The 21,743-nt window shown below is 61.4% G+C and carries 18 protein-coding genes; 10 read left to right on the plus strand and 8 right to left on the minus strand.

What is annotated here, in order from left to right:
- Positions 1-182 precede the first annotated feature (182 nt).
- Positions 183-950, plus strand: coding sequence for a substrate-binding periplasmic protein (locus tag JL474_RS14055; RefSeq protein WP_203142539.1), 768 nt, complete (start codon positions 183-185; stop codon positions 948-950).
- Here the strand turns inward: JL474_RS14055 and JL474_RS14060 are convergent.
- A complete protein-coding gene (locus JL474_RS14060; RefSeq protein ID WP_203142540.1) occupies positions 912-3,080 on the minus strand; it encodes a putative bifunctional diguanylate cyclase/phosphodiesterase in 2,169 nt (722 codons plus the stop codon). The two genes, JL474_RS14055 and JL474_RS14060, sit on opposite strands and share 39 nt — an antisense overlap.
- Before the next feature lie 42 nt (positions 3,081-3,122).
- Positions 3,123-5,159, minus strand: a complete 2,037-nt coding sequence (locus JL474_RS14065; protein ID WP_203142541.1) for an HDOD domain-containing protein — start codon at positions 5,157-5,159, stop codon at positions 3,123-3,125.
- A 265-nt stretch (positions 5,160-5,424) separates the two neighbouring features.
- Here JL474_RS14065 and JL474_RS14070 point away from each other — a divergent pair, with 265 nt between their 5' ends.
- From JL474_RS14070 to JL474_RS14090, 5 genes are all read left to right on the plus strand, one after another.
- The gene (locus tag JL474_RS14070; RefSeq protein WP_203142542.1) at positions 5,425-6,729 is read left to right on the plus strand and encodes a MinD/ParA family ATP-binding protein; all 1,305 of its coding nucleotides are present in this window, start codon (positions 5,425-5,427) and stop codon (positions 6,727-6,729) included.
- Positions 6,730-7,083: 354 nt separating this feature from the next.
- Entirely contained in the window at positions 7,084-8,610 is a 1,527-nt protein-coding gene (locus JL474_RS14075; RefSeq protein ID WP_203142543.1) for a fatty acyl-CoA reductase, read from the plus strand.
- 418 nt (positions 8,611-9,028) lie between these two features.
- Complete coding sequence (gene acs / locus JL474_RS14080) at positions 9,029-10,981, plus strand: acetate--CoA ligase (RefSeq protein ID WP_203142544.1); 1,953 nt, start codon at positions 9,029-9,031, stop codon at positions 10,979-10,981.
- Between the two features lie 206 nt (positions 10,982-11,187).
- Entirely contained in the window at positions 11,188-11,853 is a 666-nt protein-coding gene (locus JL474_RS14085) for a LuxR C-terminal-related transcriptional regulator (protein WP_123635795.1), read from the plus strand.
- Positions 11,854-12,420: 567 nt separating this feature from the next.
- On the plus strand, positions 12,421-13,524 hold the full coding sequence (locus JL474_RS14090) for a fatty acid desaturase family protein (protein ID WP_123635320.1): 1,104 nt from the start codon (positions 12,421-12,423) through the stop codon (positions 13,522-13,524).
- Here JL474_RS14090 and JL474_RS14095 read toward each other — a convergent pair.
- Both JL474_RS14095 and JL474_RS14100 read right to left on the minus strand, forming a co-directional pair.
- Positions 13,510-14,247, minus strand: a complete 738-nt coding sequence (locus JL474_RS14095; RefSeq protein ID WP_203142545.1) for a sulfite exporter TauE/SafE family protein — start codon at positions 14,245-14,247, stop codon at positions 13,510-13,512. The genes JL474_RS14090 and JL474_RS14095 overlap by 15 nt on opposite strands.
- A complete protein-coding gene (locus tag JL474_RS14100) occupies positions 14,244-14,813 on the minus strand; it encodes a DUF1439 domain-containing protein (RefSeq protein WP_123635318.1) in 570 nt (189 codons plus the stop codon). Before JL474_RS14100 ends, JL474_RS14095 begins: the two co-directional genes overlap by 4 nt.
- Positions 14,814-14,918: 105 nt before the next feature.
- Here JL474_RS14100 and JL474_RS14105 point away from each other — a divergent pair, with 105 nt between their 5' ends.
- Positions 14,919-15,509 (plus strand): HAD family hydrolase, encoded by a 591-nt coding sequence (locus JL474_RS14105; RefSeq protein ID WP_236012264.1) that lies wholly within the window; start codon positions 14,919-14,921, stop codon positions 15,507-15,509.
- 2 nt (positions 15,510-15,511) lie between these two features.
- On the opposite strand, the gene JL474_RS14110 is transcribed toward JL474_RS14105, so the two are convergent.
- Complete coding sequence (locus JL474_RS14110; RefSeq protein ID WP_203142547.1) at positions 15,512-15,700, minus strand: CPXCG motif-containing cysteine-rich protein; 189 nt, start codon at positions 15,698-15,700, stop codon at positions 15,512-15,514.
- Positions 15,701-15,748: 48 nt separating this feature from the next.
- On the minus strand, positions 15,749-16,978 hold the full coding sequence (locus tag JL474_RS14115; RefSeq protein WP_203142548.1) for a pyridoxal phosphate-dependent aminotransferase: 1,230 nt from the start codon (positions 16,976-16,978) through the stop codon (positions 15,749-15,751).
- Positions 16,979-17,264: 286 nt separating this feature from the next.
- Here JL474_RS14115 and JL474_RS14120 point away from each other — a divergent pair, with 286 nt between their 5' ends.
- The gene (locus JL474_RS14120) at positions 17,265-18,248 is read left to right on the plus strand and encodes a D-2-hydroxyacid dehydrogenase (protein ID WP_203142549.1); all 984 of its coding nucleotides are present in this window, start codon (positions 17,265-17,267) and stop codon (positions 18,246-18,248) included.
- 29 nt (positions 18,249-18,277) lie between these two features.
- Here the strand turns inward: JL474_RS14120 and JL474_RS14125 are convergent, their stop codons facing one another.
- A complete protein-coding gene (locus JL474_RS14125) occupies positions 18,278-19,429 on the minus strand; it encodes an isocitrate/isopropylmalate dehydrogenase family protein (protein WP_123635314.1) in 1,152 nt (383 codons plus the stop codon).
- 167 nt (positions 19,430-19,596) lie between these two features.
- On the opposite strand from JL474_RS14125, the gene JL474_RS14130 reads away from it, so the two are divergent.
- On the plus strand, positions 19,597-20,361 hold the full coding sequence (locus tag JL474_RS14130; protein ID WP_203142550.1) for an EAL domain-containing protein: 765 nt from the start codon (positions 19,597-19,599) through the stop codon (positions 20,359-20,361).
- Positions 20,362-20,397: 36 nt separating this feature from the next.
- The gene (locus tag JL474_RS14135) at positions 20,398-20,754 is read left to right on the plus strand and encodes a hypothetical protein (RefSeq protein WP_123635312.1); all 357 of its coding nucleotides are present in this window, start codon (positions 20,398-20,400) and stop codon (positions 20,752-20,754) included.
- Here the strand turns inward: JL474_RS14135 and JL474_RS14140 are convergent.
- Positions 20,731-21,639 carry a LysR family transcriptional regulator gene (locus JL474_RS14140; protein WP_123635311.1) on the minus strand — a complete coding sequence of 303 codons (909 nt, stop codon included), beginning with the start codon at positions 21,637-21,639 and terminating at the stop codon, positions 20,731-20,733. The genes JL474_RS14135 and JL474_RS14140 overlap by 24 nt on opposite strands.
- Positions 21,640-21,743: the final 104 nt, after the last annotated feature.

Genomic DNA, 21,743 nt, shown 5'->3' on the forward strand with positions numbered 1-21,743 from the left:
GCTCAGTAGCGATTCGCCGGAATCGGTGCAAGACTGACAGGAATAAGGTCGGCGCGGATGCGCAGGAAGGGCACCCCCTCACCGGCCGGTCGTCACTTCAGTCCGTAACGGTCAAGGTGATAGGTATGTCCGATTGCCGGGCACGTCGGTGGGCAGGGCTCGCTGGTTGGGTTGCTTCAGGCTTGCTGCTCGCGGGGCAGATTCAGGCACAAACCCTCGTCAACTACCTCGTTGTCGAGGACAAGACCCGTCCATTCCAGATTGTCGAGAATGGCGAGAGTGACGGTGGCATTGTCTCGGATATTGTCGATGCGATCTTTGCCGGCTCGGACTATACCGTCAATCCCATGGTCTATCCGGTAAACCGCCTGCGCCAGGTCGTAGCGGATGATGAGGTGCATAACTGGATTGCCTACGACGCGGTACCCTGGAAGACGTTTGGCAATCGGGGGCTGTTTGTGGAGGAACCGATCCTCCGTACCCATCACGTGATGTTGACCTGCCGCCAGAATATTCCCGAGCACATTCTGGACGTGAGCGACCTGCAGGATCTGAGCGTCGTCACACTGCGCAATTTCGAGTACCCGTCGCTGGATACGGCCGCCTCCCAGGGACACCTCCGGCAAATTCCGATCGATCGTTACGAAGCCGGAATCAAGCTGGTGAGCCTGGGGCGGGCTGACGGTTTCGTGGAGATGGAAGCCCGGCTCCGGTACCACATCCGTTCGATGCCAGAGGCGGGCTCCGCCTGCCTGCGCTGGCTGGATTTCAGTGCGGTGATTCCGGACTTTCCGCTGTATCTGGTGATCGATATCAACTGGCCGCCGGAATTCCGGGAATTCGTCCGGAAGAGGATTGTCGAGTTGCGCCAGTCCGGCGCACTGACGCAGATCCGGGCTCGCTACCTGAAATCAGACCACCGCCTGGATTGGCGCACGGGAGCTGAGTAACGTGTTGATTTCGCTGGCCGGTCGTGCCGGACCGTAGAAGAAGCCCTGCACCTGCTGACAACCCAAGTTGCGCAGGTAGGCCAGTTGAATGTCGGTCTCCACGCCCTCCGCGACGATGTCCAGACGCAGGCCATGGGCCATGGCAACGATGGCGTTGACGATGCAGGCGCCGTCCTCACCGCTGCGGATCCCCCGCACGAACGACTGGTCCACCTTGAGGGTGTGGATCGGCAGCCGGTGCAGGTAATTCAGTGAGGAATAGCCAGTACCGAAATCGTCGATGGCGATGCGGATGCCATGCTCGGCCAATTCCTGGAGTTTGCGGCTGATCTGCTCCAGATCGTTCATGATCACGTTTTCGGTGATCTCAATTTCCAGATTTTCCGGAGGAAAGCTGATCGCCTTGAGCTGGGCGATCAGATTCTGCACGAAGCGGGGGTGGTCCACCTGCAGGGGCGAGAGGTTGACCGCCAGTCGCAGGTTGGCGTGTCCGTCGTCAATCCATCGCTTCATCTGTCGGCAGGCAATGTCCAGAACGCACTCGCTGAGCTCGGTGATCAGCTTGGTTTCTTCGGCCAGCGGCAGGAAATCACGCGGGTAGAGCAGGCCGCGTTCGGGATGCTGCCAGCGCACCAACGCCTCCAGGCCAACCACTTCACCGGTATCGGAGGCGACCTGGGGCTGGTAGTGGACGCAGAGCTCGTTGTTGGTCAGCGCCTGGCGCAAATCCCGCTCCAGGCTCAGGCGGTTGGCGGTGTCGATGCTCATGGTTTCGCTGTAGAAACGATAACCGTCCTTGCCGCCGGCTTTGACGTGGTACATGGCGATGTCGGCGCACTGGATCAGCTGATCCATGGTTTGGCCAGCATCCGGGAAGACGGCGATGCCCACGCTGACCCCGACAAACACCTCGTGCTCCCCGAGCTGGAACGGTTCCTTCAACACGCTGATCAGTTTGCGGGCGATTTTGCGGGCGTCGTTGTGGGTGGAAATGGCGGGCAGCAGCAGCGTGAACTCATCGCCGCCAAAGCGGGAGAGTGTGTCGCCCTTGCGCAGGCAACTTTCCAGGCGTTGGGTGACCGCCTGCAGCAGCCGATCGCCCATGGCGTGGCCCAGCGTGTCGTTGACCACCTTGAAGCGGTCCAGATCCAGGAACATCACCGCCAGCTTCTGGCGATTGCGCTGGGCCTGGGTGATGGCCAGCATCAGTCTGTCCTTGAACAGGGCCCGGTTGGGCAGGCGAGTGAGCAGATCGTGGTAGGCCTGGAAGTTGATGAAGGCTTCGGCTTCCTTACGCTCGGTAATGTCCCGGGCCGATCCATAGATGCATGGATCACTGGTGTGAGAACGTCGGATCTCGTGGGGCAGGAACTGGCCGCTGTCGTCGCCGATCGGGAAGGCGGTGATCTCGAAATAGCGGTTGGCCTTGCGGCTGCCGCGGGTTTTCAGACGAATCTCGAAGGTGCGGGGGTTTTCCGCGCTGATGGCCGGATCCTGCAGGGCATAGGTGCCGCGGGCCACGTCCTGCTCGTCGATCAGGTGCCGGAAATGGCGTCCGATCAGTTCCGCCGGTCGGTAACCCAGCAGGGCCTCGATCTTGCGATTGACGAAGCAGACCCGCCCTTCGCGGTCCAGCATAAAGACGATATCGGGCGACGTGTTGACGATGTACCGGTGCAGTTCCTCGGATTTTTCCAGGCGCATCTGCACGTTGCGGTGGGCCCAGGCCAGGGCCTGCTTTTGCAGCACATTGCCGACGGTGGCCAGCAGCTCTTCGGGATCGAACGGTTTCTTGATGTAATCTTCGGCGCCGCGGCGCAGGGCCCGACTGACGGCGGTGAAGGACGACTCGCCGCTGACCACGATCACCGGCGCCTCGATTTTCCGGTCCTGGATGAACTGCATGACCTGGTGGCCGTCCACCTCCGGCATGCGCAGGTCCAGCATCACCAGTTGGAAAGTCTCCCGGGTGAGCAGCTCACAGGCGGCGCGTCCGCCCAATGCCGGCACGGCAATGAACCCCTGTTCCTCGAGCAGGTCCACCAGACTACGCAATAATCGGGGCTCGTCATCCACAACAAGGATGCGCGCCTCCATGGTACTGATTTCTTGCAGTCGGTCCGACATCATGGCCTAAGCCCGTCCTGTTGGGGTAACCGGAAGCGGTTGGTGTTAATGCCCTGGTTCTTCATTGGCTTTCCGGTCGTATTTTCCAGAGTCTGCTGCTGCAGGCAACAAGAGACGGAAGCTGGTGCCCTGGTCACTTGTCTTGCAGCTGATGATACCTTCCATGTCATCCATGAGTTGTTTGACGATACTCAGTCCCAGGCCGCTGTGGGCCGGGCCCTTGGTGGAGCGCACCGGTTTGAACAGGTGGCTCCTGACGGATGCGGGAATGCCCTCGCCCGAGTCCTCGATCAGCAGTTCCACCCACTGACGGCCGTCCTGCCAGACCGGTGCCGCCGTCTGCAACCGCAGCTCGCCGCCCTCTTCCATCGCCTCGACGGCGTTGCGTACCAGGTTCATGATCAGCTGCCGTACCGGCCCGCGCGTCGCCCGGATAGCCGTGCTGGTGGCCGTTAGCGTCGGCTTGCAGTCGATGTGCGCGGGCGCAAACAGGGCGTCCTCGAAGAGTTCGCAGAGCAGGGTCAGCTCGGTATTCAGCTCCAGTGCCGGACCATTGTCATCGAGGCCTGGTGGGTCGGTTTCACTGATGCGCTCCAGCAGTGCAACCGCCCGGTCCATTTCTTCCCGCACGATTTGGAGGTCCGGTTGCACACGCTCGCCCCCGTCCAGGGAAGCCAGTTTACCCTGCAACTGGTAAATGTATTGGCGCACGATGGTGAGTGGATTGCTGATTTCGTGCACGCGTTTGCGCAGTTCGATGCGGTGGGCCAGCTGTTCCAGCGTTTCATCGCCGCGGGCCGGACTCTCCCGCTCCAGCGTGTCAGCCAGCTCGGCCACGCGGCGGGCGAAGAGGTCGAGCAGGACTTCGCTGTCTTCGGCGTCGCTGGTGGCGTCCAGGCCAATCACATAAACGCCGTGGCAGCGGCCATTGCCATGCACGGCGACGCACATCATGGATGGGCAGTCGAGCAGGTCGAGCAACTGCTGGTCCAGGACGGTTCGATGATCCTCTGCCAGCACTTCCGTTTCGTAAAGCGTCGCCACGCGGGCAACCAGGCTGCGCGGGTTGTCCAGCGGGACTTCGATGTGCGGCGGTCGGCTGCGGGTGGCGGCCAGCAGACGCAGTACGCCTTCATGCTCCTGGAACGCGAGGCCTGGCCGGCCGGTCAGCGTGACCAGGTTGCGCAGGGCCGTGGCCAACAGTTCGGTATCGGTGGACTGGGCCGGCAGCGTCTGCAGGGCCTGATCCACCAGTGCCGAACGGACCACCCGGTTGAACAGGCGGCGATGGGCGGATTCGCCATCAAACGGGCCATCCAGCGGTATCTCCAGGCTCTGGGCCACTGAGGACACCTCCCGCTCGATGCGGGCACAGATTTCCCGGGTGAGGGCGCTGGTGAGGCCGAAAATGGTCTGGGCAGCCTCGATCCCGCTGGAATCGGACAGGGCCAGGCGCGTGGAGAGATTGATCAGTTTCACCAGATGGCTGGCGTCGCGGATCTCCCGGGCCGGCACCTGCTGGTAGCGAATGGCGTCGGTGGCCATCTGGCCCAGCCCCCAGTGCTCGGCCAGCCGGGCGCCCATCTCGATCTGGTTGTCGAGCGGGGCCTGATGGTTGTCGCCGGCGGGCTGACGCAGGGCGATCAACTCGCCGACGTTGTGCAGTACGCCCACCATGAACGCTTCTTCGTTATCCGGATAGCCGGTCAGTCGGCCAAGGGCCCGGGCGGTGAGGGCGGTGGTCAGGGAGTGGCGCCAGAAATCCCTCAGCTGCTGCCAGCGGTCGGTGCCCAGGTCGAACAGCAGCTGGCGCAGGGAGGCGGTGATGATCAGCGCCTGGATCTGGTTGGTACCCAGGCGCAGCAATGCCTGATCAATGGAGTTGATTTCACCCGGCCGACCGTACAGGGCCGAATTGGCGAGCGCCAGCACCCGGGCACACAGGGCTGTGTCGGCACTGATGATGCGCCCGATTTCACGATAATCCGCTTCGCCACGACAGGCTTCCAATGCACGCAGGACCACCTGCGGCAGGCTGGGCAGCTCACCGTCGGCCGGTAATTCGATATGAGCCCGGGTCATAAGTTATGACGCTTTATACATTATATCGTTATTGACGATGGAGCTTAGCTGTTTCATATGGAATATCAACGAGAAATTGTACACATTTTGACCCAATTCAAAGCGTGTTGCTTGTAAAATCGCGTAAATCCTGAGCTTTTTTCATGACGATGTGCAGTTAAAGCCTGTCCCATCCGTGCGGCAGGCCTGTACAATCCAGACATCAACTTCCCGGACCGGCTGCACTCAGGGCCGGCTCACCGTTGGCAAAGTGGATTGTCGATCCATGGCTGGACACACGGAATCCCCTACAGCGTCCCCGCGCATCCTCGCCGTTACCGGCGGTAAAGGTGGCGTGGGTAAAACGTCCGTCGCGCTGAACCTTGCCCTGGTCCTCGCGCGTCAGGGTAACCGTGTGCTGTTGCTGGACGGTGACACGGACCTCGCCAACGTCACCATTATGCTGGGGCAATATCCGAGCCAGACACTGGAGCATGTCCTCTCCGGTGAGTGCACGTTGGAGGAGGCCATCTTCGAGGCGCCGTTCGGGCTGCATATTCTGCCCGGGGCGTCGGGCGTGGAGCGCTGTATGGGCATCGCGCCGTCCGATCGCCTGTCGATCTTCCGCGGCCTGGCGTCGCTCGAGAAACGCTACGACTATATCCTGATCGATACGGCTGCGGGGCTGCAGGCCAACGTCATGCACATGATCGCCAGTGCTTCGCTGGCGTGCGTGGTGGTGACGCCCGATCCCACATCGCTCACCGACGCCTTTTCTTTGCTCAAGGTGCTCAAACGACGCGGTTACCGGCGCACGCCCAGTATTCTTATTAATATGGCGCGGGGCGCCAGCCAGGCCCAGTCGATCTTCCAGCGTTTCTACGCCGCATCCCAGCGCCACCTGGACATCTCTCCGCATTATCTGGGGGCCATCTGGCGAGATGAGACGCTGCGACACGCGGTGGCGACCCAGCGTCCGGTGGCGACCCTGGCGGAATCCGACCCGTCCTGTCGCCAGTTCCGCGTGCTGGCGGACATGGTCAAGGTGCGTTTCGAGCAGATTGAGCCGCGCCGGGCCGGTTTTGCGGCCTACTGGAACCGGTTGGCCGAGCGTCGTAACCCGGCGCCGGCAAAAGTGACACCGCCGCCCGCACCGGCCCAGCCTGCGGATGTGCCGACCCGCTGGCGTGAGTGGACCCGGGAACTGGATGAGTTGCTCAACGCCTCGGACACATCGCCGATCCAGCGTTATGAAGCCCTGACCAGTTGCTTTGCCCAGTTCGGGCGCACGATGAACGAAGACACCATCGAAATCATCCAGACCGGCCTGGCGTCGATGGCGTGGGAGCGCCTTCCGGACAGCCAGCGGGCGCACTTTGCCGCCCACCTGCGCCACCTGGCGGGAGAGATCGATCCCCAGCCGGCCGCTCCGGCTGCCGGTGCCTCACGGGCCCGTCAGGAACCCCGCTACGATGAGGTCCGCTTCGGCAGTCAGGATGCGCTTTTGCGGGCCCTGAAGGATCAGCCGAGTGACGTGTCCCTCGACGCCTGGCTGGACTCGATTGCCTCGTCAGACCGACGAAAGAAGTAACTCACCTTTCTTTATTACCAATCGGTTTCAGCAGTCGCGCAAGATTGCCGACCTTTCACTGACGCTAATTCACATTTCTAGTAACGTGTTCCAACCTGATGCAGTTTCTTGCTTCAGGTCACCAATTTGTCACGGCGTGCACCGTAAAATGGCCTTAAAGGCCAATAGCGTTGACTGAATGGATGCGGGTGTCCCGGCGTATGTGTTTGTTGCCTGAAAATCCTTTCCCCCGATTCAGCAACTTAGGAAGTATGGCGGTTATCTGTGCATTGATTTCAGGGTTTTGGCCTGGTTGATGCATTCCTCAAGTTATTCATCAGACACTGGCTTGTGATATCGAGAAGGAGTTTCGTCATGCCGTACACCGTTGAAAACAGCGGTTCGAATGTTCTGAAGGCACTGAAAGGGAAGCATGTGCTGATTACCGGAACAACCGGTTTTCTGGGGAAGGTGGTCCTGGAGAAATTGATCCGTGCCGTACCGGATATTGGGGGCATTCACCTCCTGATCCGTGGCAACCGCCGACACCCGGATGCGGAGGATCGTTTCGTCAACGAGATTGCCTGTTCCTCTGTTTTTGAGCGTCTCAAAATGGACGATCAGGATGCCTTCGAACTGTTCCTCGAGCAGAAGGTACATTGTGTCACCGGCGAGGTGACCGAGCCCCACTTCGGGCTGTCGGAAAGCCGCTTCCAGGAGCTGGCCGGCCGCCTGGATGCGGTCATCAATTCCGCGGCCAGCGTCAACTTCCGGGAGGAGCTGGACAAGGCCCTCCAGATCAACGCCCTGTGCCTGAACAACATCATCGATCTGTCCCGTGCCGGCGGTGAGTTGCCCGTGGTTCAGGTATCGACCTGTTACGTCAATGGCATGAATCCGGGGTTGGCCCGCGAAGCGACGGTCAGCCCGGCCCACGGCGGCATCAGCCGGGACAGCGACGGCGTCTACGAGGTGGACGAACTGATCCACCTGCTGCAGGACAAGATCGCCGACGTAAAGGCCCGGTATTCCGGCCAGGTGCTGGAAAAGAAACTGGTGGAACTGGGCATCCGCGAAGCCAACCATTATGGCTGGAGCGACACCTACACCTTCACCAAGTGGATGGGGGAGCAGATCCTCGCCCGCGGTTTGAAAGCGTCCTCGCTGACCGTCCTGCGCCCCTCCATTATTGAGAGCGCCCTGGAAGAGCCGGCGCCGGGCTGGATTGAAGGCGTGAAGGTGGCCGATGCGATCATCCTCGCCTACGCCCGTGAGAAAGTGGCTTTGTTCCCGGGAAAACGCAGCGGCATCATTGATGTGATTCCCGCAGACCTGGTGGGCAACAGCATTATCCTGTCGCTGGCAGAGAGTCTGAGTGCCCCGACAGCGCACCGGATCTACCAGTGCTGCAGTGGTTCGGGCAATCCCATCAACCTGGGCGAATTCATCGACCACTTGATGGCTGAGGCCAAAGAAAACTATGCCACCTACGACAAGCTGTTCTATCGTCAGCCACGGAAACCCTTCATTGCCGTCAATCGTCGTCTGTTCGACACCATGATGAGTGGTGCGCGCCTACCGCTGAAGGTGTTCAACCAGGCGTTGAAGCTGGCCGGCAGCGAGCGTGAGCTCAAGGCCCTGCGCAACATCGACACGACGCTGTCGCTGGCCACCATTTTCGGTTTCTACACGGCACCGGATTACGTGTTCGACAACGCGCAGCTGCTGGAGCTGGCCGATCGAATGGGGGAACTGGATCGCAATCTGTTCCCGGTGGATGCCCGTCGCATCGACTGGCCGACCTACCTGCGCAAGATCCACCTGGCGGGTCTGAACAAGTACGCGCTGAGCGAGCGCAAACTCTACCGGCTCAAGACCCGCAAGCAGCGCAAGGCCGCCTGAGCCTTCCGCCGCGTCTTCTTTCAACCCCGGCCTCGCGCCGGGGTTTTTTGTTGCCGGCCGGTTGCCTGGCAAACGGGGCCTTTTGCGGTCCGGGTTTTGTTGTCCCGCCCCCTCAGGAACTATGCTTTGTTGGCGTGTCCAAATCCGTATCAGGTGGCTCAGGTAACCCTTTGGGCCGCCTACAAAGTTTTGTCTTAATAGTACGTTAGTCTAATTCAACCAGTGAGAGGCACCGTGTTGAACTAACGGAAAATGGAGAGGGTCTGCGCAACGCTGCCCGATAGGCCGCCTACACGGCCTGCCGATCTCAGGACCGGGGCAACCAAACCCAGCGCCCGGTCAGTACCTCGCGCAGGCGCCTTGATGGTTCCGACGATTCCAATAACGATAAATCCGATCCATAAGTAAGGGGAGCACGATGACAGAACAACACAAATCTGTGTATCCAGTGAGCGATGCGTTCAAGAAGCGCACCCTCATTGATCGAGCCAAATACGACAAGATGTACGAACAGTCGGTCAAGGACCCGGAGGCTTTCTGGGGCGAGCACGGCAAGCGAATCGACTGGATCAAGCCCTACACCAAGGTCAAGAACACCACCTACGATTACGACAACCTGTCGATCAAATGGTTTGAAGACGGCGAGCTCAATGCCAGTGCCAACTGCCTGGATCGTCACCTGGAAAAGCGGGGCGACCAGACGGCCATCATCTTTGAAGGCGACGAGCCCTCGGTGTCCCGTCACGTCACCTACCGCGAACTGCACGCCGAGACCTGCAAGTTTGCCAACGTCCTGAAGACGCTGGGTGTCAGCAAAGGTGACGTGGTCACCATCTACATGCCGATGATCGTGGAAACCGCCGTGGCCATGCTGGCCTGTGCGCGGATTGGTGCCATCCACTCGGTGGTCTTTGGCGGCTTCTCGCCGGAAGCGCTGGGGGCCCGCATCCAGAACGGTCAGTCGCGTTTCGTGATTACGGCGGATGAAGGCGTGCGCGGCGGCCGGACCATTCCGCTCAAGAAGAACGTCGACAAGGCACTGCAGAGCGACAAGGTGCCGGAGGTCGAGCGCGTGGTCGTGGTGACCCGCACCGGCGCTGACGTGCCCTGGGATGAATCCCGGGACGCGCGTTACGAAGACCTGATGAAGAGCGCCTCCGCGGATTGCCCGCCGGAGCCGATGAACGCGGAAGATCCGCTGTTCATGCTGTACACCTCCGGTTCCACCGGTGCGCCGAAGGGTGTCCTGCACACCACCGGCGGCTACATGGTGTATGCATCGATCACCCACGAGTACATTTTCGACTACCACGAGGGCGACGTCTACTGGTGTACCGCCGACTTCGGCTGGATCACCGGCCACAGCTACATTCTCTATGGCCCGCTGGCCAACGGTGCGATCACCGTGTTGTTCGAAGGGGTGCCGAACTACCCGGATGCGTCGCGCCTGGGGCAGGTGGTCGACAAGCACAAGGTCAACGTGCTTTATACCGCGCCGACGGCCATCCGCGCCTTGATGGCCCAGGGTGACGATTGCATGGCCAGCACCACCCGCGAGAGTCTGACGTTGCTCGGGTCGGTGGGTGAGCCGATCAATCCGGAAGCCTGGGAGTGGTACTACCGGGTCATCGGCAACTCCAAGTGTCCGATTGTGGATACCTGGTGGCAGACCGAGACCGGCGGCATCCTGATTTCGCCGCTGCCGGGCGCGATTGACCTGAAGCCTGGCTCGGCCACGCTGCCGTTCTTCGGCGTGCAGCCGGCGGTTGTCGACAACGACGGCAACATCCTGGAAGGCGCCACCGAAGGCAACCTGGTGATGCTCGACAGCTGGCCGGGGCAGATGCGCACCATCTACGGTGATCACGAACGCTTCAAACAGACTTACTTCAGCACCTACAAAGGCCGCTATTTCACGGGTGACGGTGTACGCCGCGACGAAGACGGCTACTACTGGATCACCGGTCGTGTGGATGACGTGCTCAACGTCTCCGGTCACCGTCTGGGCACGGCGGAAGTGGAAAGCGCGCTGGTGTCCCACGACAAGGTGGCAGAAGCCGCGGTGGTCGGTTACCCGCACGAGATCAAGGGGCAGGGCATCTATGTCTATGTCACCCTGGTCCAGGGGCAGGAGCCTTCCGACGAGCTGCGCAAGGAGCTGGTCCAGTGGGTGCGTAAGGAGATCGGCCCCATCGCATCACCGGACGTGATCCAGTGGGCGCCGGGGCTGCCGAAGACCCGCTCCGGCAAGATCATGCGCCGCATCCTGCGCAAAATCGCCGCCAACGAGCACGATCAGCTGGGCGATACCTCCACCCTGGCCGACCCGGGTGTGGTGGACGAGCTGATCGAACATCGCGAGTTCAAGTAAACGGACTTGCCCGGTCGCCATCTGACAGTCGTCGGCGACCGTGATTTGTTTCGGGCCAGCAGGCGTTTCCAGCGTCTGCTGGCTTTTGTCTATCCGGGGAATTGGTCAGAGTGTTCCCTGCGCGTGCTATCATTCACTCAACGCACGGGAACGGCACCCATCATGTCCGTTTCCGCCAAGACGTCATGAAGGAGGCCAAACGCCCGATGGTTCAGCAGATAATTATTGCCGATGATCACCCGCTCTTCAGGGCGGCTCTGCGCCAGGCCGTATCCGAGGCCGTGCCGGATGCCCAGATGGTGGAGGTCGACAGTATCAAGACGTTGCAGGCCGCGGTCGAGGAGCATCCCGACGCTGACCTGGTGCTGCTGGACCTGAATATGCCGGGCGCACACGGCTTTTCCGGTCTTGTATTCATGCGCGGTCAGTATCCCGGATTGCCGGTGGTGGTCGTCTCCGGTTCTGAAGAATTGCAGGTGATGCGTCGCTCCATCGATTATGGTGCCTCCGGCTTTATCCCCAAATCCGCACCGCTGCCGGAAATCACCGGCGCGATTCGCGATGTGCTGGATGGCGAAGTGTGGTTGCCGGCCGGTGTCGCGGAAAAGCTGGAGCGGATGCAGGCGGACGTCACCGACTTCTCCGACAAGTTGGCTTCCCTCACACCGCAGCAGTTCCGGGTGCTGGGGATGCTGGCCGAAGGCTTGCTGAACAAGCAGATCGCTTACGATCTGGATGTGTCCGAGGCGACGGTCAAGGCCCACATCACGGCCGTGTTCCGCAAGCTGGGCGTTCGCAACCGGACGCAGGCCGTTATTGCCATCCAGCAGATGGAAATTGATCCTTCCGATACCTCGCTTTCCGGCAGCTGATTAGCCGCCCGGATCCGAACAAGCCGCTCCTCGCCGAGCGGCTTTTTTGTGGGTGCTGACTTGTTATGAAGCAAAAGGCAACTCGGGCATGTAGCCGATGCTTCAGCTTCGGAGCAGCCTGAAGGGCTGCCTGGTTTCCGACGACGACCGGAAACGTTGGTTGCAATGCCAAGCAGGCCAATTCAAAGCCTTCACCGGGCGCCTTCGGCGCCTCAGAAGCTGAAGCATCTGCTACATACTCCAGTTGCTTCAAATATTCGCGTTGCCTGCCAGTCGCTGAGGGGGCCGTAAAGAGCTCCATTGGTTCCAGGCTCCCGGCGTCTGATTTGGTCGCCATTGAGGCGCCGCCGAAGCCTGGCTGGCGGTCCCGCCCCTGGGATGTCATGTTTAACGTACGCCTGTACTTTTTCCTGTTTTCATACCTGTCATATCTCTGTCATCTAATTTATTGATATGGATCAGTAATGGCCGAAAATGATCAAAAAATAATCCGCAGGCTATTGCCAAGGTGCAACGCCTTCGGTAAATTCAGCGCACACATGTACGCTGAAATGCAGAGGTGCTCCCGTGAATGCGGCTGTAAAACCTGAATCCATACCTGGCCAGACCTTTGGCGAACAGGACGAACGCGCGCTGCGCGACCAGATGCGCCGCGATCTGCCGGCCGATACCTTCCAGACCCAGAGCTGGCGGGTGATCTGGTTCCTGCCTTTACAACTGGTGATCTGGGGCTGCGTGCTGACGATCCTGATGGCCGGACTGCCCTGGTATGCCAACCTGGGGCTGGCGCTGGTACTGGGCCATACCATCGGCTGCCAGGCGTTGCTGGCGCATGAGGTGTTGCACGGTGCACTCGGCATGAGTCGCCGCTGGCAGAATTTCTTTGGCTGGCTGGGTTTCGGGCCGCTGGTCGCCCCGCCGGAGTTCTGGCGCAAGTGGCATAACTCGATCCATCATGCCCATACCAACATGGGCGATACGGATCCGGACAGTTTCGGCACCATACGGCGCTACAAGGCGGATCCCAAGCAGCGCAAGTTTCCGAAGCTGGCGCCGGGATCCGGCACCTGGTACAGCCTGCTGTTCCTGACCTATTCCTTCACCATGCATGCGCAGATCGTACTGTGGCTGCAGGCGAAGCGTCGTAAACAGTTCAAGGGTTTCAACCGGCGTCGGGCGATCATCCAGTCGTTCGCGTGCGTTGCGGCCTGGCTGGCCTTGGCGGTGGTCTCAGGACCGCTGGCGATCTTCACCGTGGTGATTCCGTTCATGGTGGCCAACGCGCTGGGGCAGGGTTATATCCTGACCAATCACTTCCTGCGGCCGCAGACCGAGACCAACAATCCGCTGGATAACTCCATGAGCCTGCGCACCAACCCGATCCTGGACCGGCTGCACTACCGCTTCAGTCATCACGTGGAGCACCACTTCTTCCCGAAGATGTCCTCCAACAAGGCACCGCGCCTGCGCGAATGGCTGGAGACGCATTATCCGGAGCGCTACGTGGCGCCGACCCACTGGCAGGCGATCAAGCTGCTGTACAAGACGCCGCGGGTCTATCTGACGCCGACGACGCTGGTCGATCCCAGCAATCCCCAGCGGGTATTCGATCTGCTGCCACTGCAGAAAGAGATGAGTGCGGCCACCTACAAGGCCTCAGCTGCCGGTTAAGCCGCGAATCAGGGCGCCGACGCCAGCCACCGCCGCAATCCCCAAAATCAGGGGCCGCATCGCGGAGAACGGCAGGCGCCGGACCAGGGTGGCCGACATCAGGAAGCCGATCACGACGCCGGGCAGGGTGAACAGGAACAGCTTCATTTCCAGCAAACCCAGTCGCCCGGCAAAGAACAGTGCGACGATGCTGGCACAGCTGGTAAACAGGAAGAACGCCGACATATTGGCCCGCACCAGCGGGCCTTTCTCGTTCTGGTAGATCATGGCAATCGGCGGGCCACCCACGGCCACGACGGTGCCCATGTAACCGCTTGCGGCTCCGGCGATGACGCTGTTACGAGGATTCAGGGCCGGGCGGAGCCCGGCCACGCTGAGCAGAACACCGAACAGAATCAATGCGCCAAACATCAGATCGAAGGCCGCACCGGTGATCACAGCCAGCGTCAGTCCCGCCAGGGTCGTGCCGACAATGCTGCCGCCAATGGCATAGCGGACCTCCCGGAAACGGATGCTGGCGCGATTGCGCAGTAGCAGGAGAATGGCCAGCACCACGGCGTTGACCACCAGCGGACCGGGCACGAACAGGGGGCTCAACAGGAAGAGCAGGGGCGCTGACAGCGTGCCGATACCGTAGCCGGCGACGCCCTGGAGACAGGCGCCAGCCAGCAGGAACAGGTTGGCGAGGAGCAGGTCGGCCAGGGTAATGCCGTCGGGGATCATTCCGCCGGCACCAGCACCAACTTGCCGGGCACCACCTTCACGTCCACCGGCGCCATGCCGATCATGCGCTCGGCGAAGCTGTTCTCATCCAGTCGATAGACCGGCACCGTCTCCAGCCATTGGGCGACCAGGCGCATGACGTTGTCCGTCACCGGTTTCAGGTCACCCTTGAAAAACTGGGAGTCGATGCTGCTGTCCAGCAGCTTCAGCCGGCGGATGTAGACGGCCCGTTCCTCCCGGTCATAGACCGGCGCGCCTTCCACCTTGAGCTTCAGGTCGACCGGCAGTTTGGTCATGAAGGCATTGACGGCGACCTGGCCGGCGATATCCAGCACCGCCACTTCGCGGCCGTCCGGCCCCAGCGTGATATCCGCCTGGTCCAGTGATACGCTCAGTGGCGACCCCGCCTTGAGCTGTTGCCGGTCAAAATCGGCGACGGCATTCTGAAGGTAGCCTTCGAGCGTATTTTCACTCACCGAATAGGGCGACAGGGAAGCACAACCGGACAGGGTCAGGGCTGCAGCGAAGGCCAGGATAGGGCCGACTGCACGCTGGAAAAATGGCATGAACGGGACTCCGTTTCAGTTCGGTAGGGATGTCTGGCCGTGGCCAGCAACTTTCATCCTGCCGGATGCCGGGAGTCGACACAAGCCGGAGCAATGGGCACAACCATGACGACGACAGTGGCGCGCTACGACGCCGTGGTATTTGATCTTGATGGCACACTGGTGGATTCCGGGCTCGATTTCCGGGCGATCCGCCGGGAACTGGGATTTCCCGAAGGGATTGGTCTGCTGGAACATATGGCGACCCTGTCGGAGGCGGAAGCCGCCCGGGCGCACGCCATCATTCATCGCTTTGAAATGGCCGGTGCCGAAAGCGCCAGCTGGATGCCGGGTGCCGAAGCCCTGGTGCGGCACCTGCACCGACAGACCATCCCGGTTGCCGTACTGACCCGAAACAGTCGTGAAGCGGTGGCGGCGACCAACGCGGCGATCTCACTGGGCATCGATCTGATCCTGACCCGGGACGATGCGCCTCCAAAGCCGGATCCGGCCGGCCTGCTGCAGATTGCCGACACCTTCGGTGTGGCGCCGGAACGCATGACCTACATCGGCGACTTCGTCGATGACCTGACCACGGCGCGGCGGGCCGGCATGGCGGGTGGCCTGTATCGCAATGCGCGGAATGCGGGTTATGCCGACCGAGCCGACTACGTCATCGAGCACTTCGACGATCTGCGTCGAGCCTGGAGCGATTGAAGTCAATCGTTTTCGGCTTCGGCGTCGATGCTCAATTCGCCGTCTTCACCAAAACGCACGTGGATCAGGATGGGCTGGCAGCAGACCTGGCAATCCTCGACGTAGTCCTGTTCCGGGACGGACGGATCGACACTGACTTCCAGGGTTTCCCAGCAGTAGGGGCACTGGATGTGGGCGGGTTCAAGTAGCACGAGGGTTGAGGCCGACCCGTTCACCGGGCCGGCGTTCTCCAGAGAGTGTCAGAATTGCTGTTTGGCCATCCACGGAATCATCCGGTCGAAGGCTTCCTCGATCGTTTCCAGTGGCGCCGAGAAGCTGATACGAACGGCGTTCGCCGTGTTCTCCCCGAACGCATCACCGGGCACCACACAGACCCCGGTTTCCTTGAGCATCCTCAGGGCCAGATCCGAGCCGTCCACATGCTTCGGCAGGTCCGGGAAGATGAAGAAGGCGCCGCCCGGATGATAGCCGGTCATGTGCGGTGTCTGCGCCACCAGCTCCACCACACGGTCGCGCCGCTCCCGATAGATCGACACCATGTCCCGGATGCACTGCTGGTCGCCGGTCAGCGCGGCGACGCCGGCGAACTGGGACGGCGTGTTGGCCACCGAGGTGGTGAACATGTGATAGCGCCGCAGGGATTTGATGGTCGCCTGGCTGGAGATGATCCAACCCACCCGCAGACCGGCCATGCTGTAGGTCTTCGAGAAGCTGCTGATGCACATGATGTTGTCCAGGTCGACACTGCAGCGCAGCACGCTGGCGTATTCCTGGTCGTCCAGGATCAGGTGGTCGTAGACCTCGTCACTGAAAATCTGGATGCCCCGGTAGGCGCATTCTTCCACGATGGTTTCGATGGTGCTGCGTGGATACACCGCGCCGGTCGGATTGTTCGGCGAGTTCAGGACCACCGCAAAGGTGCGAGACCCCATGGCCGCGATCACCTCGTCGGGATCCAGCTGGTGGTTGTTCTCGATGCGCGTCGGGATGAACTTCACCTCACCGCCGTTCATGCGGATCAGCGGCGCGTAGAGCAGGAACGACGGATCGGTCACGATGAACTGGCGACCCGGTGCGGACGTTGCGGACAGGGCCAGGTACATGGCCTCGGTTGCGCCGGAGGTAACCAGGATATTGTCGCGGGTCAGCTTACGGTCGTAGCGCTTGCCATAGTAGTCGCGTAGAGCCACCAGAAGCTCAGGCAGGCCGGCGTCCATGGTGTAGCCGGTCTGGCCAGCGTTGAGGGCATCGATGTAGGCATCCACCACGTGCTTCGGCGTCGGCAGGTCCGGCTGGCCGATCGACAGGTGGATAACGTCCTTCATGCTCGCCGCCATGTTCACCATGCGGCGGATGCCCGGCACGGGGATGGCCTGCATCGACGGATGCCAACGGGCCTTGGTCTTGCGGTACTTCATCTTGCGTGGTGCGGTGTCGCTGGCTTTATTGAGCTTTGCTCCATCGGCCATAAGCATCTCCTGGCAGAGGTAGGAAAAGATGGACAATAAAGCCCGGATCCGTGGATCAGGCCTGCTTTTGCCGAAACGGCGTCACGCCGGTGTCCCGGCCTGTGTGCTACGCCTTAACGAAGACTTACCCTCGCAGATTAGTTTTTATCCGAAAGGGGAGCAAGGGCCTGAGCATGCGTATTTTCGTGGAATGCCCGGGTCAGGTTGACCGGGGCAAAGAGCCCCGACACACTCAGGGTGTTCAGAGTGTTTCCAAAGGAATGCCAAACCGACGACGAGGCCGCCCATGACATCCCAAGCCGACAAGCCGATTGTGACCGTCCTGACCGCTCCCGGAGAACAGGAACCGCCCGGTATGGACGCGGTTCGCAAGCGGGCTGAAGTGCGTTTTGCCTCGGACGAGGCGACGCTGCGGGACGCCCTGCCGGGTTCCCGGGTGATGATGGTGACGGACTTCCGGACGGAGGCCTTCGAGGCCGCCTGGCCGGAGGCCGACAAGCTGGAATGGATCCACGCCACCAGCGCCGGTGTGGATGCGTTGATGTTCCCGGCCCTGATCGACAGCGACGTGACCGTGACCAATGCCCAGGGCATTTTTGACCGCACCATTGCGGAATACGTGCTGTGTTCGATCCTGATGTACTGCAAGGATTTCCCCCACTCGATCCGACTGCAGCAGGCTCACCAGTGGAAGCACCGGGATACCGAACGGGCCCAGGGGCAGCGGGTTCTGGTTGTCGGCGCGGGTTCCATCGGCCGTCAGATTGCCCGCCTGTGCAGCGCGATTGGTCTCAAGGTGCACGGCACGGCCCGCACTGCGCGTGACAGCGACCCGGATTTCGAAGCGGTCCACGGCAACGATGACCTGATGGAGCAGCTGGGGCTGGCGGATTTCGTGGTGGTGGCCGCACCGCTGACGCCGCAAACCGAAGGGTTGTTTGATCGCAAGGCCTTCCAGGCCATGAAGCGGACCGCACGGTTTATCAATATTGGCCGGGGACCGATCGTCAAAACCGATGATCTGGTCGCCGCTCTGGATGCCGGGGAGATCGCCGGGGCCGGTCTGGACGTGTTTGAAGAGGAGCCCCTGCCTCCGGAGCATCCCCTGTGGGATCGCGAGAACGTGTTGATCACCGCTCACATGGCGGGGGACTTTATCGGCTGGAAAGGGGCGTTGACTGAGCAGTTCCTGGACAATTTCGATCGTTGGAGTGCCGGGGAAAGCCTGTTCAACATCGTCGACAAGAAGCTGGGTTACGCCGCCAAGTAAGCGGCGTAACCATCGGACCACTCAACCCGTCAACTCAGGCGCGCGATGACCGCGTCGCCGATCTCCCGGGTCTTGCGCCGCTGACCGCTGTGTTCGGCCAGGTCGGCGGCGACCGCATTGTGAAGGGCTTCGGCCGCTTCCTCCAGCGGGCCGGATTCCTCGGCCAGCCAGGTGAGCATACGCGCCGCCGTGAACAGCATCGCGGTCGGATCCGCCAGACCCTGGCCGGCAATGTCCGGCGCGCTGCCGTGGGTCGGTTCGAACATGGACGGCATGGAGCGGTCGTCCGGGTTCAGGTTGCAGGAGGGGGCCACGCCCATACCGCCGGACAGGACCGCCGCGAGGTCCGTCAGGATGTCCCCTTGCAGGTTGCTCGCCACCACCACATCAAAGGCCCAGGGGCACTGCACGAACTTCATGCAGGCGGCGTCCACCAGTTCGTGATGGGTCGCCACGTCCGGGTATTCGGCGGCAATCTCCGCAAACGCCTCCGTGTACATATCCCCCCAGTAACGCAGGGCATTGCGCTTGGTGATGATGCAGACCTGGCTCTCGCAGGTGCGCCCGTCGAGTGTCTTGAACTGCCGCGTCTGGCCGGATTCCTGGCGCGCCCGGGCGCGTGATCGGGCCTGCTCGAAACCGTGGCGGATAATCCGGTTCGTCGCGCGGCGGGTGAACACCTCCATCTGGGTGGCCACTTCGTCCTCGCTGCCGGGCCGCAGCCGGCCGCCCTGGGCCACGTATTCCCCTTCGCTGTTCTCGCGGATGACCAGCATGTCCACATCCCGCGCCCGTTCGTCGGCCAGGTATTGGCGGGCACCGGGCAGGAGCCGGGCCGGCCGCTCGCAGACCCACTGGTCGAAGCCTTTGCGCATCTGCAGCAGCGGCGCGAGGGAGATGCTGTCCGGCAGCAAATAGCGGTTCGGGTCGGTCATCGGGCCGGGGTCGCCCAGCGCACCCAGCAGGATCGCATCAAAGTCCCGCAACTGTTCCAGTGCATTGGCCGGCATGATCTCGCCGTGGGCCTGGTGCCAACGATGCGACGGCCAGTCGAACGTCTCCCACTCCAGGTCGAGGTGGTAGCGTTCACGCAGGACATCGAGACAGCGAACGGCCTGTTCAACGACTTCCGGCCCGATGCCGTCGCCAGGTGTAACCGCGATCCGCTTGGTGGCTGTCATACGGGACTCCCTTCAGGTTGCGGGATGGTGGGTCACGGACCCCCGGTCCGTGCTGGATGCCCTCAGTGTAGCGTTACAGAACGGTCCTGCCATCCCTCGCAATGAACCTCGGGCATGCTAGAGTCATGACAAGGTTGAGTAAAAGACAGCAGAAACCGGAGTAACGAGTGAATCAGCCAGCCGTCCTCTTTGACGAATCCCATTGTGAGCAATGCGCCTGTGGCGAGGGTCTCGATTTTGAGATCAGTTTTGCGTTTCAGCCGATCATCGATATGCGCGATCACTCCGTCTATGCCTACGAGGCACTGGTGCGCGGTGCATCCGGCGAAGGGGCCGGCGAGGTGCTGGCGCGGGTCAATGAGCGCAACCGCTATGCCTTTGACCAGATCTGCCGGGTGAAGGCGGTCAAGCTGGCATCGCGATTGGGAATGTCCGCGCGGCTCAGCATTAATTTCATGCCCAACGCGGTCTATCAGGCGGAATACTGCATACGCACGACTCTGGCGGCGGCGCAGACCTATCGATTTGATACGCGCAACATCATCTTCGAGGTGGTCGAAAATGAAGCGATGACGTCCGCAGACCATCTGGCCGACATCATCCGCAGCTACCAGGGCATGGGTTTCCAGACCGCGCTGGATGATTTCGGCGCCGGTTTTCCGCGTTACGATCTGCTGATGGCCAGCCCACCGGACCTGCTCAAGCTGGACATGGGGCTGATCCGCAACATCGACAACGAACCCAACAAACAGGCCATCGTGGCGGGCATCGAGACCATGATGCAGCGGCTGGGCGGGCGCACCATTGCCGAAGGCGTGGAAACCGAAGCGGAGTACCGGTGGCTGAGGTCGCTTGGCATCGAGCTGTTCCAGGGCTACCTGTTTGCCCGGCCCGGCTTCGAAAGTTTGCCGGAACCCCACTTTCCGGACTAATCTGGTGCGCCTCAACACAGTAAGGTTCTGTTCTGCATGATTTATCGCGCTGTTGTCGTGATCGTCGGCATCGTTCTGGTCGCCGCACTCTATGGCCTGATCTGGCTGTTCTCCCGCTATTTCCTGCGTCGTCACGGAGTGGAGGCGGAGCTGGCCGATCGCAGCACCGTACTGGCCACCTGGACATTCGCCGGCGTGGCCGTGGGGCTGGTGATCATGGTGTTCGGGGCCTTCGTCCTCGGCCCCTGGGCGTTTTACAGAACAGCGCGGGCCCATGATGTTGCCGTGTCCGACGGCGCCGCTGTCGGTTGGGGCTTCTTGGTCGTGGCGGTCAGTCTGGCGTTGGCGGCCAGCGGTTTCTTTGTCCTGCTATGGTTGGTCGGGGCGGTTTGAGGCCACCTGGTGCAGCTGTTCGCGGAACCAAAGCAGCGCCGGTTCCTTCTCGTAAGCCGCATGCCAGTATAGATGCACGTTAAGCGCCGGCATGTCGGTCGGCAGTGGCAGCACGCGAACGTTGGCCTGTTGCTCAATCATGCGGGCGTAGGTTTCCGGCATGGTGACCAGCAGGTCGGTGTTTTCCGCCACCCGGCAGGCGGCGTAGTAGTGCTGGCAGCGCAGGGCGATGCGCCGATGCACGCCCTGGCGGGAAAGTTCAAAATCCTCAATCCCCGGCCCCTCGGTTCGTGACGACACCAGCACATGGCGCGCGGCCAGGTATTGATCCAACGACAGCCCCTCCTCGATGCCGGGATAGTGTTTGCCGGCGATGACCACCAGTCGGTCTTTACGCAGCAGCTCGTGTGACGTCTGATTGCTCACCGGCAGCAGCACATCCACGGCAAAATCCAGCTTGCCCGAGGCCAGCTGCGTTTCCATCTCCCGACGCGCGATGCGCTGGCTGACTACCTCGATTTCCGGATAGCTCGTCAGGTTCTGCATCAGTTGCGGCAGGAAAGTGGATTCCAGGATATCCCGCAACCCCAGGGAAAACGTCTTGTGCTGGCGCGCGGGATCGAAAGCATGAAACTGGTTCACGGCGCTCTGGATCTGGGTCAGTCCCGGGCGCATGGTTTCGGCAAAGCGCCGGGCCAGTGGCGTGGGGACCATCTGGTTGCCCTGGCGGGTAAACAGAGGGTCGTTGAAATGATCCCGCAGGCGCGACAGGGAATGGCTGACCGCCGGCTGGGTCAGATGCAGGGCGCGGGCGGCGCGGGTCAGGCTGCCCTCCCGGAAAATCGTGTCGAACACGTGGAGCAGGTTCAGGTCGAGGCGGTTCATCGGTCGGCTCCCGAAATCGGTAAGGATATAAGTCTACTTTATAATAAATGATAAGAATAATTCAGTGGTCTAATGCGCTGGCCCAAAAGTAGACTGCGGCTACG

Source organism: Marinobacter mangrovi, from assembly GCF_016798325.1.
Lineage (GTDB): Bacteria > Pseudomonadota > Gammaproteobacteria > Pseudomonadales > Oleiphilaceae > Marinobacter_A > Marinobacter_A mangrovi.

What these genes read in the sequence shown, in the direction of transcription:
- JL474_RS14095 (WP_203142545.1), bottom strand. Translation starts at nt 14,247, where the DNA reads ATGATCCCCGACGGCATTACCCTGGCCGACCTGCTCCTCGCCAACCTG.
- JL474_RS14065 (WP_203142541.1), bottom strand. Translation starts at nt 5,159, where the DNA reads ATGACCCGGGCTCATATCGAATTACCGGCCGACGGTGAGCTGCCCAGC.
- JL474_RS14105 (WP_236012264.1), top strand. Translation starts at nt 14,919, where the DNA reads ATGACGACGACAGTGGCGCGCTACGACGCCGTGGTATTTGATCTTGAT.
- JL474_RS14135 (WP_123635312.1), top strand. Translation starts at nt 20,398, where the DNA reads ATGATTTATCGCGCTGTTGTCGTGATCGTCGGCATCGTTCTGGTCGCC.
- acs (WP_203142544.1), top strand. Translation starts at nt 9,029, where the DNA reads ATGACAGAACAACACAAATCTGTGTATCCAGTGAGCGATGCGTTCAAG.
- JL474_RS14120 (WP_203142549.1), top strand. Translation starts at nt 17,265, where the DNA reads ATGACATCCCAAGCCGACAAGCCGATTGTGACCGTCCTGACCGCTCCC.
- JL474_RS14125 (WP_123635314.1), bottom strand. Translation starts at nt 19,429, where the DNA reads ATGACAGCCACCAAGCGGATCGCGGTTACACCTGGCGACGGCATCGGG.
- JL474_RS14115 (WP_203142548.1), bottom strand. Translation starts at nt 16,978, where the DNA reads ATGGCCGATGGAGCAAAGCTCAATAAAGCCAGCGACACCGCACCACGC.
- JL474_RS14060 (WP_203142540.1), bottom strand. Translation starts at nt 3,080, where the DNA reads ATGATGTCGGACCGACTGCAAGAAATCAGTACCATGGAGGCGCGCATC.
- JL474_RS14070 (WP_203142542.1), top strand. Translation starts at nt 5,425, where the DNA reads ATGGCTGGACACACGGAATCCCCTACAGCGTCCCCGCGCATCCTCGCC.
- JL474_RS14100 (WP_123635318.1), bottom strand. Translation starts at nt 14,813, where the DNA reads ATGCCATTTTTCCAGCGTGCAGTCGGCCCTATCCTGGCCTTCGCTGCA.
- JL474_RS14085 (WP_123635795.1), top strand. Translation starts at nt 11,188, where the DNA reads ATGGTTCAGCAGATAATTATTGCCGATGATCACCCGCTCTTCAGGGCG.
- JL474_RS14140 (WP_123635311.1), bottom strand. Translation starts at nt 21,639, where the DNA reads ATGAACCGCCTCGACCTGAACCTGCTCCACGTGTTCGACACGATTTTC.
- JL474_RS14075 (WP_203142543.1), top strand. Translation starts at nt 7,084, where the DNA reads ATGCCGTACACCGTTGAAAACAGCGGTTCGAATGTTCTGAAGGCACTG.